The 10,761-nt window shown below is 66.3% G+C and carries 13 protein-coding genes; 5 read left to right on the forward strand and 8 right to left on the reverse strand.

The features are described from left to right. Both LXM94_RS23930 and moaB read left to right on the forward strand, forming a co-directional pair. The coding region (locus LXM94_RS23930; RefSeq protein WP_235774105.1) for a 4-(cytidine 5'-diphospho)-2-C-methyl-D-erythritol kinase at positions 1–708 on the forward strand (708 nt) is incomplete at its 5' end. Then, entirely contained in the window at positions 695–1,246 is a 552-nt protein-coding gene (gene moaB / locus LXM94_RS23935) for a molybdenum cofactor biosynthesis protein B (protein WP_235774107.1), read from the forward strand. The genes LXM94_RS23930 and moaB, both read left to right, overlap by 14 nt. 45 nt (positions 1,247–1,291) lie before the next feature. Here the strand turns inward: moaB and LXM94_RS23940 are convergent, their stop codons facing one another. Next, positions 1,292–1,822, reverse strand: coding sequence for a glycosyltransferase family protein (locus LXM94_RS23940; protein WP_235774109.1), 531 nt, complete (start codon positions 1,820–1,822; stop codon positions 1,292–1,294). Positions 1,823–1,989: 167 nt separating this feature from the next. Here LXM94_RS23940 and LXM94_RS23945 point away from each other — a divergent pair, with 167 nt between their 5' ends. Together LXM94_RS23945 and LXM94_RS23950 are read left to right on the forward strand one after the other, a co-directional pair. Then, positions 1,990–3,147, forward strand: a complete 1,158-nt coding sequence (locus LXM94_RS23945) for a PA0069 family radical SAM protein (protein ID WP_235774111.1) — start codon at positions 1,990–1,992, stop codon at positions 3,145–3,147. 229 nt (positions 3,148–3,376) lie between these two features. Next, positions 3,377–4,042 (forward strand): ribonuclease HII, encoded by a 666-nt coding sequence (locus LXM94_RS23950; RefSeq protein WP_235774113.1) that lies wholly within the window; start codon positions 3,377–3,379, stop codon positions 4,040–4,042. A 115-nt stretch (positions 4,043–4,157) separates the two neighbouring features. Here the strand turns inward: LXM94_RS23950 and LXM94_RS23955 are convergent, their stop codons facing one another. The 6 genes from LXM94_RS23955 to LXM94_RS23980 form a co-directional block, all read right to left on the reverse strand. Continuing rightward, on the reverse strand, positions 4,158–4,643 hold the full coding sequence (locus LXM94_RS23955) for a F0F1 ATP synthase subunit B (protein WP_235774115.1): 486 nt from the start codon (positions 4,641–4,643) through the stop codon (positions 4,158–4,160). 10 nt (positions 4,644–4,653) lie between these two features. Beyond that, positions 4,654–5,289, reverse strand: a complete 636-nt coding sequence (locus LXM94_RS23960; protein WP_235774117.1) for a F0F1 ATP synthase subunit B — start codon at positions 5,287–5,289, stop codon at positions 4,654–4,656. Between the two features lie 77 nt (positions 5,290–5,366). Then, entirely contained in the window at positions 5,367–5,594 is a 228-nt protein-coding gene (locus tag LXM94_RS23965) for a F0F1 ATP synthase subunit C (protein ID WP_235774128.1), read from the reverse strand. A 68-nt stretch (positions 5,595–5,662) separates the two neighbouring features. Continuing rightward, positions 5,663–6,415, reverse strand: coding sequence for a F0F1 ATP synthase subunit A (locus tag LXM94_RS23970; RefSeq protein WP_235774119.1), 753 nt, complete (start codon positions 6,413–6,415; stop codon positions 5,663–5,665). Positions 6,416–6,471: 56 nt separating this feature from the next. Then, positions 6,472–6,837 (reverse strand): AtpZ/AtpI family protein, encoded by a 366-nt coding sequence (locus LXM94_RS23975; protein WP_235774121.1) that lies wholly within the window; start codon positions 6,835–6,837, stop codon positions 6,472–6,474. A 269-nt stretch (positions 6,838–7,106) separates the two neighbouring features. After that, positions 7,107–8,309 (reverse strand): cell wall hydrolase, encoded by a 1,203-nt coding sequence (locus tag LXM94_RS23980; protein ID WP_268965231.1) that lies wholly within the window; start codon positions 8,307–8,309, stop codon positions 7,107–7,109. A 243-nt stretch (positions 8,310–8,552) separates the two neighbouring features. Between LXM94_RS23980 and LXM94_RS23985 the strand changes: the two genes are divergently transcribed. Next, positions 8,553–8,891, forward strand: coding sequence for a hypothetical protein (locus LXM94_RS23985; protein ID WP_235774125.1), 339 nt, complete (start codon positions 8,553–8,555; stop codon positions 8,889–8,891). A gap of 39 nt (positions 8,892–8,930) precedes the next feature. Here LXM94_RS23985 and LXM94_RS23990 read toward each other — a convergent pair. After that, positions 8,931–10,761 (reverse strand): potassium transporter Kup (locus tag LXM94_RS23990; protein ID WP_235774127.1); only part of this gene is annotated, 1,831 nt, incomplete at its 5' end.

Raw genomic sequence — 10,761 nt, forward strand, 5'->3', positions numbered from 1 at the left:
TCGGCCGGCGGCGACAACCTCGTCCTCAGAGCCCGCGACGTGCTGCGCCGGCATCTCGTCTCCCGGGGCCGGCCTGCACCCGGCGTCGCGATCCATCTCGAAAAGAACCTGCCGGTCGCCTCCGGCATCGGCGGCGGGTCGGCGGATGCGGCGGCGGCGCTGCGCGGCCTGCTGCGGCTGTGGCATGCAGGGGTCGACGAGCGGACGCTGGCGGCGATCGCGCTGACGCTCGGGGCCGACGTGCCGATGTGCCTCCTCAGCCGCCCGCTGATCGCCCGCGGCATCGGCGAGGACATTACGCCGCTGCCGGACATGCCGGTTTTCCCTATGGTGCTCGCCAATCCGATGACGCCCGTCTCGACGCCGGCCGTCTTCGGCGCACTCGCCGAACGCACGAACCCGCCGGTCGGTGCCGTGCCGCAGGCGGCCGGCGCCGCGGCGGCCTGGATTGCCGCGCTCGGCGACATGCGCAATGACCTGGAACCGCCCGCGCGCACGCTCTGCCCCGCGATCGGCGACGTGGCCGACGCCCTGTCGCGAAGCGGGGCGGCGCTGGTGCGCATGTCCGGTTCGGGGGCGACCTGCTTTGCGCTTTATGCAACACATGCGGATGCCGCGTCGGCGGCGGAGACAATCGCACGGCAGGAGCCCGGCTGGTTCGTCGCCGCCACCCGCACCAGAGGAGGAAGCACGCATGGAACGCCTTGACGACACCCGCCCCTTCGTCGCGCTGTCGATCGCCGTCCTGACCGTTTCGGATACACGCACGCTTGCCGACGACCGTTCCGGCGACACGCTTGCCGGCCGCATCGAAGCTGCGGGCCACCGGCTTGCCGAGCGCGCCATCGTGACGGACGACGTCGGGGCTATCCGCAATACCGTCGGCCGCTGGATCGCTGCGCCGGAAATCGACGTGGTCATCACCACGGGGGGCACCGGCTTCACCGGCCGCGACGTGACGCCCGAGGCGCTCGAGCCGCTGTTCGAAAAGCGCATGGACGGCTTCTCCGCCGTCTTCCACCGCATCTCCTACGACAAGATCGGCACATCGACGATCCAGTCGCGCGCGACGGGCGGCGTGGCGAACGCCACCTTCGTCTTCGTGCTGCCCGGTTCGCCGGGCGCCTGCAAGGACGCCTGGGACGGCATCCTGAAGGCGCAGCTCGACTACCGGCACATGCCCTGCAATTTCGTTGAGATCATGCCGCGGCTCGACGAGCACCTGCGCCGCGGCGCATCCGCCTGACCGGGCTCTTTCGCCGGCCGGCATCCTGTCGCGCCGCAAACTCGGTCAGCGGGCCTCCGCGCGCTGGCTCAGCACGGCCCAGGCGGGCACGATCTCGGCCATCAGCATCGACACGCCGACGCCGGCTGCCATCTGCTCGAGCCCCATGCCGCTGCGGGCGATGGCCGTCGCCTGGCGCTTCGTCACGAGGAAGCCCGCTTCGAGCGGCGCCCTGCGGCCCATGAGGCGCTTGTAGAGCGGCCGCCTGTGATTGCGCGAACCGGCGAAGCGCGCCGGCTTGCGGCTGACCGAGACGTAGTCGGCAACCACATCCACCCATCCCGTCAGCGGCCGGGCGCCGGGCTCCAGAAGCAGCAGCCAGTCGCCGCGTGCCGAGCGCACCACGTCCTTTATGTCCCAATGGGTCAGGAAGCGGCAACCGGCGGCATCGGCCACCTTCGAGGAACCGTCGCGCGAGCCATGGTCGAGCACGACGACGTCGCGCACCAGGCCCTCGACCGCCCCCGCAACCAGCGCGGAGAGGGTCTGGGCCAGTTCCGCCTCGTTGTCCCGGCATTCCATGATGATTGTCAACATGGTTTCTCAATATCGTATCGCATCCGCGAAAGCCACTGGTCCGCCGGCTTTCCGGCGGTTGTGGTTACTGGAGAATCCGCATTCGTGCGAATTTTGTTCTTGTCTTGTTCCATCTCATCGGATAGGAATATAGTCATGAAACGCAGGCACTTCCCCCGGAGATCGCCATGGCAGAACTGACCGACATTTCCCGGACCATTCTGGCGCCCGCCGGTAAGGCGGACCTCGCCGAGGCGCTGATGGCGGGCTCCGGCCTTCGGATCGACATCGACCGGCGGCGCGGGCGCGGTGCCGGCCTCAACTTTTCCGGCCGCTTCGAACCGCAGTCGCGGGAGACCTTCGACGACGGCTGGTCGACGCTGGAGGATCTGCCGGCGTTCAAGACGGAAGTGCAGGTCGAGAAGCCGCGCAGCATCATCACGCGCAACGAATCACCCGATATCCCCTTCGACCGCTCCGTGAACCCCTATCGCGGCTGCGAGCACGGCTGCATCTACTGCTTCGCGCGGCCGACCCACGCCTTCATGGGGCTTTCCGCCGGCATCGACTTCGAAGCCCGGCTCTTCGCCAAGCCGGATGCGCCGAAACTGCTCGAACGGGAACTGTCGAAGCCGGGCTACAAGCCGCGCGTCATCGCGATCGGCACCAATACCGACCCCTATCAGCCGATCGAGAAGGAATGGCGGATCATGCGCCAGATCCTCGAAGTGCTGGATGCGGCGAACCACCCTGTCTCGGTCGTCACCAAGTCGGCGCTGATCACCCGCGACATCGACATCCTCGCCGGCATGGCGAAGCGGGGCCTTGCCTGGGTCGGCATCTCGGTGACAACGCTCGACCGCAGGCTCGCCCGCAGCATGGAGCCGCGGGCCGCCACGCCGGCGAAGCGGCTGGAGGCGATACGGGCCCTGTCGGAAGCCGGCATTCCGGTTTCGGTGATGATGGCACCGGTCATTCCGGCGCTGAACGACCACGAAATCGAGCGCGTGCTCGATTCCGGCAAGGCGGCCGGTGCATCGGAGGCGAGCTATGTGCTGCTGCGGCTGCCGCTGGAGGTCAGCCCGCTCTTCCGGGACTGGCTGCTGCGGAGCTATCCGGAGCGCTACCGGCACGTCATGTCGCTGGTGCGCTCGATGCGCGGCGGCAAGGACTATGACGCGGACTTCGGCAAGCGCATGAAGGGCGCCGGCCCCTATGCCTGGCAGATCGCGCGGCGCTTCGAGATGGCGGCCAAGCGGCTCGGCCTGACGCGCAACCGGCGCACGCTGTCGACCGACCTCTTCGTGCCGCCGTCCGGCGGCGGGGTGCAGCTCTCGCTGCTCTAGGCGGCAGCGGCCCGGCGAGGGCGACGCGGGCTTCGGGTTCGACCAGCGCGAGCCCTCGGCCTTCCCGGCGTCACGACACGGGCATTGCGCCCGAGACATTCCGCGGGGTTCCCCTGCCCCGCGGCTATCCGGTCCGCCGTCTGTCCCGGCGGACCGGTGTTCCTCCGGCGGTCTCCGCCCCCGACCGGAGGACTTGCAGGGAATCGGAGGGATGTGCGAGGGTCGCCGCATGCCCCGTCGCACATCCTCCGATTCCCACCTTCTCTTCGACCTGCCGGTCGGCCCGGATTTTTCCATGGAGCTCTCGGCGCGCAAGGCCGGCGCCTGGCCGGTTGCCGGCACGGACGAGGCCGGGCGCGGGCCGCTCGCCGGACCGGTGGTCGCTGCTGCGGTCATTCTCGACCCGGAACGCATTCCCGGCGGACTGAACGATTCCAAACAACTCTCGGCGGCGATCCGCGAAGCGCTGTTCGATCTGATCCTGCAAAACGCGGTCGTCTCGGTCGCCTCGAGCAGCGCCCGCCATATCGACGGCTCCGACATCCGCAAGGCGAGTCTCGATGCCATGCGCCGCGCCGTCGCCGGTCTGGAGGTGCGGCCGAGGCTCGTGCTCGCGGACGGGCGCGACGTGCCGCCCGGGCTTGCCTGCGAAGGCCGCGCCGTCGTCAAGGGTGACGCGCGTTCGCTCTCCATCGCCGCCGCCTCGATCGTCGCAAAGGTCGTGCGCGACCGCATGATGGCGCGTGCCGAAAACCGCTTCGCCGGCTACGGCTTCCACCTCCATGCCGGCTATGCGACGCAGAAGCACCGGGACGCCATCCGCTCGCTCGGTCCCTGCCCGTTGCACCGCCTGTCCTTCAGCCCGTTTCGGCCGACGGCCCTCGTCGAAGACTGAGCGGACGGCCGGAGACGGCGGCGGCAGCCGCGCTCCGGTCCGCATGTTTCCACCGCGCAAACAAAAGGCCGGGACGAACCCGGCCTTTCAAAATGTCCTGCCTGACGACACGCCCTCAGTTGAGCCGCGTCTTGACCTCCTGCACGGCATTGTCGAACAGCGCCTTGCTGGTGGCGGCGTCGGTCTTTGCGGCGAGCACCGTCTCGGCGGCACTGATCGCGAGATCGACGGCAGCGGAACGCACCGCGTTGATCGCGTCGGTCTCCGCCTGCTTGATCTTCTGTTCGCTGAGCGCCGTGCGGCGGGCGACATATTCCTCGGTCTTCTGCTTGGCGTCTGCGGTCAGCGCTTCGGCCTCCCGCTCGGCGGCAGCAACGATGCTCGCGGCTTCCGCCTCGGCGTCCTTGCGCTTGCGCTGGTACTCGGCGAGCAGATGCTGGGCCTCCTCGCGCAGGCGCTTGGCTTCGGCGAGCTCGTTGCCGATCTTCTCGGCGCGCTCGTCGAGCGACTTCGCCATCATGCCCGGGACCTTCAGGTAGACGATCAGGGCGACGAACAGCAGGAGGCCGACGAAGGCGAAGAATGTTGCATCGAATGCCATGACGGCCCCCTTACTTTGCCGCGGCTGCTTTGACGGCAGCTGCGATTTCGGCCTTGGCGGCCTTGCCGCCCACGAGCTGCTCGACGACGGCGGTCGCCGTTTCCTCGGCAATCGAGCCGACATCGGCGAGCGCCTTGGTCTTGATGTCGGCGATGCGGGCTTCGGCGGCGGCAATCTTGTCCTGCAGGCCGGCCTCGACCTTGCCGCGCTCGGCATCGGCCTTGGCCTTGGCCGCGTCGCGGGCGTCGGACGCGATCGCATGGCCCTTCGTCCTGGCAGCGGCCAGTTCCTGCTCGTAGGTCGCAATCGCGGCGTCGGCCTCGGACTTGAGACGCGATGCCTCGTCGAGATCCTGGGCGATGCGGTCGTGACGGGTCTCGAGGATACCGCCGATGCGCGGCACGATGACCTTCGACATCAGCAGGTAGAACAGGCCGAAGGTGATCGCCAGCCACAGGAGCTGCGAGGCAAAGGTGGACTGATCGAACGGCGGGAAGACGCCCGTCGCATGCTCGTCACCGTGGGCGACACCGGTTTCGGTGTGCATCTCGCCGGTCGCGGCCGCGTCATGCGTTGTGGTGGCCGAATGGCCCGCTTCGGCGCCTTCGGCAGGGGTGGACTCGGCATAAGCCGGGGTCACGAACATGCTCACCTCCAGGTGCACTCTCGAATCGTCGATGGGCCACGGCCCGCAAGGAGCCATGGCCCACGCGTCAGCCGTTGTCAGACGGCGAACAGGAGGAGAAGCGCGATGAGCAGCGAGAAGATGCCCAGAGCTTCCGTAACGGCGAAGCCGAATACGAGGCGGCCGAACTGGCTGTCAGCGGCAGACGGGTTGCGCAGGGCGCCGGCGAGATAGTTGCCGAAGATGTTGCCGAGGCCGAGAGCCGTGCCGGCCATGCCAAAGCAAGCCAGACCTGCGCCGATGAACTTTGCTGCTTCCGCTTCCATAGTGAACTCCTTCGAATGGGTTGATGCGGTTTTGGGCAGGTGCCGCTCGGGCACCGACGACTGTATCCTTAGTGGCTGCCAGGATGGATCGCGTCGTTGAGGTACATGCAGGTCAGCACCGCAAAGACGTAAGCCTGGAGGAAGGCCACGAGGAATTCGAGACCGGTCAGGGCGACCGTCATGATGAGAGGCAGGATGGCGCCGCCGATGCCGAGCGCGCCGAGGGTTCCGAGCGAGGCGACGAAGCCTGCGAACACCTTGAGCGTGATGTGGCCGGCCAGCATGTTCGCGAAGAGACGAACGGAGAGGCTGATCGGGCGCGACAGGAACGAGATGATTTCGATCGACACGACGAGCGGCAGGAGCGCGCCGGGCACGCCATGCGGCACGAAGAGCTTGAGGAAGCCGAAGCCGTGCTTGAAGAAGCCGTAAAGGATGACCGTGCCGATGACGAAGAGGGCAAGCGCGAAGGTGACGATGATCTGGCTGGTGACGGTGAAGAAATAGGGCACCATGCCGAGCAGGTTCGCCGTCAGGATGAACATGAACAGCGAGAAGACCATCGGAAAGAACTTCATGCCCTGGCTGCCGGCGCCTTCGCGCAGCATGGAGGCGATGAACTCGTAGGACATTTCCGACACCGACTGCAGGCGGGACGGGATCAGACCGCGCTGCGACGTGGTGAAATAGAGAAAGCCGGCCGCGCTGGCGACGGTGGCGACCATGAAGAGCGATGCATTGGTGAAGGAGAAATCGATGCCGCCGATCTCGATCGGAACAATCTTGTTGACCAGGAACTGATGGGTCGGATCGTTTGCCACCGCTGTCTCTCTCGTTTGCCCGCCCGGGGGCGGAATTCGTTTCGTTCGACCGCGCGTTACGCGCCGTCCTTCCTGCCATTTTCCCGCCCGGCCATCCGGTCCACCGGATGGGGCGAAGCGACCAGTCCCGCCGCGCGCATCACATTCAGAACGCCGGCGCAGAAACCGAGGAGCAGAAGCACGATCATGCCCCACGGTCCCGTACCTGCAAAATGATCCAGAAGATAGCCCAGAAGCGCCCCCACGATGATCGCCGCGATAAATTCGCTCGAGAGCTTCATCGCCTCCGCGTAGCCCTTGCGGCTGTCGGCGGCCTTTTGCTCGGCGGCATCGTCGCTGTCGTCGTCCGCGCGCCTCTTCGCCAGTTCGGCATCAAGGCGCTGCATGCGCTCTTCCAGACTTTCTTCCCGGCTGCTCGCCATGGCGCCCTCCCGACCGTTCCGCGGGCCATGCGCCCCAATGCGGTCATAATCACGGCTAGGTTCCAAGCCACCCGCTGGCCCGTTCCGAAGTCGGGCGCAACATAGTTTTCGGGGCCTGCATAGTCAAGGCGTTGCGGAGCTTTGACAGCAAGCAATAAAATTCTTAAATTTCAATGGATTAGCTATCCGTCCGCGCAGAAGGTGCGCAATGGCGCGAACGGCCGCAGCGAAAGCCGCGGGACTCGCGGCCGATGCCGGCCGTCGACCGCTCAGCTCCAGCCGCCGCCATAGGTCCGGTAGAAGACATGCAGGCCGATCTTGCCGACCCGCTTCATCGTGCGCGCCCATGGCGGGCGCACATAGGTGGCGTGATAATGCGTTGCCGATCCCACCTCGTCGAGCCAGATCTTGCCGGCAGTGACCGCCATCGCGACCTCCTTTGCCGTTTTCCAGTGCCAGGGCGCGAGGACCAGGTCCGGAATGCGGTCGCAGGCAAAGGAGAACTGGCAGCGGTTGCGCCAGTCGCGGTTCTGGTAGACGACGCCGCAGACGGTGCCCGGATAGGACGGGTTCCGCACCCGGTTCAGGATGACCTGGGCGACGGCCGCCTGGCCCTTCAGCGACTCGCCGCGCGCCTCGAAGTAGATGCCGGCCGTCAGGCACTTCTGCTCGGCGGCGGAAAAGACGGCGGCTGGAAGCGGCGTCGCCGCCCATTCGTGATCGCCCGGTCCGATCTTCGGGATGAAGCGGCCCTGCGCCTCCTCCTTCCGCAGGATCGAATCGAAGGGCGATTCGCGCGCATAGTCCGGCTCCGGGCGGGCATAGGCGGTGGCAAGGATGTCGGCCCTGTCGTTCGTCACCAGGCCCGCCAGCATCGCCGGCACGCCGCGGTCGCGTATGATCGGCTTCTTGCGGTAGAAGGCGGTGGCGACGGCAATCTCCTTGCCCTTGATCTTCGGATCGATGAAGGTCATGCGCTCCTTGCCGTCGAAGACGGGGGTAAGCAGCGAGCTGTGCCGCTGCAGCACCGAGCCGGCGGAAAAGTCTTTCGGCGGCGTCACCGGCAGGACGGCGACGATGCGGTTCTTCTTGTCGCGCCGGTTGACGCGCGCTTCGTCGGGAACACCGCCCTTTCCCTTGTGCTCGCTTCTGAGCGCCGCCTTGGCGCCGCCCGGCAGGTCCAGCCCGGCACCGCCGCTGATCGCACCGGTGGTGATCGCGTCGTTGAAGGCGATCTCCACCTCGTGGATCGAGCCCGCCGGCGACGGTGTCATCACCATCTGCTGGTTGCCGCCGACACGGTTGACGCCGGCGAGGAAGGTCGCAAGGTCGGAATGGGCGATCGTCGAGGGAAATCCGGCAAACAGGGCAAGGCCGAGGGCCAGGGGCGCGGTCCAGGTTCCGGAACGGAGCACGGACCTCACTTCAAGAACGCTACGCTTACGCACCAACGGTACTCCGGATACAGCCATGCTGGCACAGGATCGGCGACCGGTTCCACGCACCGACGCGTCAGCCTGCTGGACCTCGATATTGTTGAAACCGCTTCGGCTGACGCCGGCAGATATCGGTTCACTGCTGGTCAAGGAGAATGATGCATTAACCTTGATGGAGCGTTAACGAGGGGTCGCCCGATGCGGAGGCAACCATCAGCGGAGCCTTGCCACGCCTCGGCGAAGATGGTTCCCTACCGGCTCTTAAGGTTGGAGCAGGTCGTGAGCACACCCTCGGAACCAATCAAGGCCCAGCCGGTCTTTCTGGCGATTTCGGCCTATCTCGTTGCCAAATGCCTGTGGCGCGTGTTCATACCCGGCGGATCGTGGCCGCTGCCGCCCTGGCACATCCTCTCGATGGCCTCCGACATCCTGCTGCTGATCGTGCTGATGCTGATGAACTGGGTCACCGATACCAGCGGCTTCGATCAGAAGGCGCGCAGGGTGAGAACCGCGATGTTCTGGGGCGGAACGATCAGCGGCGTCGTCCTCGTCCTGATCCGCTTCACCGGCAGCGCGGCCTGGTGGACCGGTCATCTGGTCGATGGAATTTTTTTGTGAACGCGCTGCCTGCCCGAAGCGGGTGCATCATGCCGGTCGTCAGATGATGACCTGCGAGCCGAGTTCGACCACGCGGTTGGCCGGCAACCGGAAATAGTCGGAAGGGTCGATCGCCGCATTGGCGAGCCAGATGAACAGCCGGTCCTGCCAGATCGGCATGCCGGAGCGCGCGTCGGGCACCAGCTTGCGGCGGCCGAGATAGAACGAGGTCGACATGATGTCGAACTTCGCGCCGGACTTCCGCACCTGGCCGAGCGCCTGGGAAACGTTCTGGGTCTCCATGAAGCCGAATCGGACCTCGATGCGGGCGAAACGGTCGGACAGCCGTTCCACGCGGCAGCGATCGGCGGGATTGGCCTTCGGCGTGTTGGTCGTCCGGACCGTCAGGATGAAGTTCTGTTCGTGCAGGACGTGATTGTGCTTGAGGTTGTGCAGCAGTGCTGCGGGTGCGGAATCCGGATCGCTCGTCAAGAAGATTGCCGTACCGGCCACGATGACCGGCGCATGCTCGCTCTGGCGTGCGACGGATTTTTCGACGGAGGCGATGAAGGAGCCGATCGGCACTTCGCTATGGCGCGTCTTGGCGTGGAGAATCCGGGTGCCGCGCGTCCAGGTCCACATGACGATCACCACGACGGCGGCGATCAGCAGCGGCACGTAACCGCCATCGTGCACCTTCAGCATATTCGCGCCGAGGAAGGTGAGTTCGAGAAGGAAGAGCGGCGCGAGCATTGCGACGGCCGCCAGGCGCGACCAGCGCCAGCGCGCCCGCAGGAACTCGAATGCAAGCACGGTCGTGACGAGCATGGCGCCCGTCACGGATATGCCGTAGGCGGTCGCGAGCGCTTCCGACGAACCGAAGATGAGGACGAGCATCATGACGCCGAAGACGAGGACGGTGTTGACGGCGGGAAGATAGATCTGGCCCGTCTGCGTCTCAGACGTGTGGAATATCTCCATGCGCGGCAGGTAGCCGAGATGGATCGCCTGCCGGGCGAGCGAGAAGGCGCCGGTGATGACCGCCTGGCTGGCGATGATGGTGGCCGCCGTCGCAAGGATCACCACGGGCAGCAGCGCCCATTGCGGGAACATCAGGAAGAACGGGTCGGACATCGCCTCGGGGTGCTTGAGCACCAACGCGCCTTGTCCGAGATAGTTGAGCGCCAGCGCCGGAAAGACGAGGCAGAACCAGGCCCACTGGATCGGCCGCCGCCCGAAATGGCCGAGATCCGCATAGAGCGCCTCCGCGCCGGTCACCGTCAGGAACACGGCACCGAGGACGGCGAGGCCGACGAGGCCTTCGTCCGAGACGAACATGACGGCATAGGCGGGATTAAAGGCCGCGAGAATGCCGAGGTCGTCCGACAGATGGGCGATGCCGCCGGCGCCCATCACGACGAACCAGAGCGCGGTGATCGGCCCGAAGAACTTCGATACCGCGCCCGTTCCCCAGGACTGCACGGCAAACAGCAGGACCAGGATGACGACGGAAATCGGCACGACGTAGTCGGTCAGTGCCGGCGTCACCAGCTTCAGGCCCTCGACGGCCGAGAGCACGGAGAGCGCCGGCGTGATCATCGCATCGCCGACGAAGAGCGCCGCCCCGATGGCTCCCATGAAAAAGAGGAAGGCGGCATGGCCGTTGGCGGTCTTCATGAGGAGCGCCAGCAGCGACAGCGTGCCGCCCTCGCCATGGTTGTCGGCCCGCAGCAGGAAGAGCACATATTTCAGCGTGACGATAATGGTCAGCGCCCAGATCATCAGGGAGATGATGCCGATGATCTCGTCCCGGCCGACGCCATCCTCGGAGACCGGCCGCAGCGCCTCCCGGAAGGCATAGAGCGGGCTGGTGCCGATATCGCCATAGACC

Origin of the sequence: Rhizobium alarense (assembly GCF_021555155.1) — a bacterium.
GTDB classification, from domain to species: domain Bacteria; phylum Pseudomonadota; class Alphaproteobacteria; order Rhizobiales; family Rhizobiaceae; genus Rhizobium_D; species Rhizobium_D alarense.

What these genes read in the sequence shown, in the direction of transcription:
- moaB (WP_235774107.1), top strand. Translation starts at nt 695, where the DNA reads ATGGAACGCCTTGACGACACCCGCCCCTTCGTCGCGCTGTCGATCGCC.
- LXM94_RS23940 (WP_235774109.1), bottom strand. Translation starts at nt 1,822, where the DNA reads ATGTTGACAATCATCATGGAATGCCGGGACAACGAGGCGGAACTGGCC.
- LXM94_RS23945 (WP_235774111.1), top strand. Translation starts at nt 1,990, where the DNA reads ATGGCAGAACTGACCGACATTTCCCGGACCATTCTGGCGCCCGCCGGT.
- LXM94_RS23950 (WP_235774113.1), top strand. Translation starts at nt 3,377, where the DNA reads ATGCCCCGTCGCACATCCTCCGATTCCCACCTTCTCTTCGACCTGCCG.
- LXM94_RS23955 (WP_235774115.1), bottom strand. Translation starts at nt 4,643, where the DNA reads ATGGCATTCGATGCAACATTCTTCGCCTTCGTCGGCCTCCTGCTGTTC.
- LXM94_RS23960 (WP_235774117.1), bottom strand. Translation starts at nt 5,289, where the DNA reads ATGTTCGTGACCCCGGCTTATGCCGAGTCCACCCCTGCCGAAGGCGCC.
- LXM94_RS23965 (WP_235774128.1), bottom strand. Translation starts at nt 5,594, where the DNA reads ATGGAAGCGGAAGCAGCAAAGTTCATCGGCGCAGGTCTGGCTTGCTTT.
- LXM94_RS23975 (WP_235774121.1), bottom strand. Translation starts at nt 6,837, where the DNA reads ATGGCGAGCAGCCGGGAAGAAAGTCTGGAAGAGCGCATGCAGCGCCTT.
- LXM94_RS23980 (WP_268965231.1), bottom strand. Translation starts at nt 8,309, where the DNA reads ATGGCTGTATCCGGAGTACCGTTGGTGCGTAAGCGTAGCGTTCTTGAA.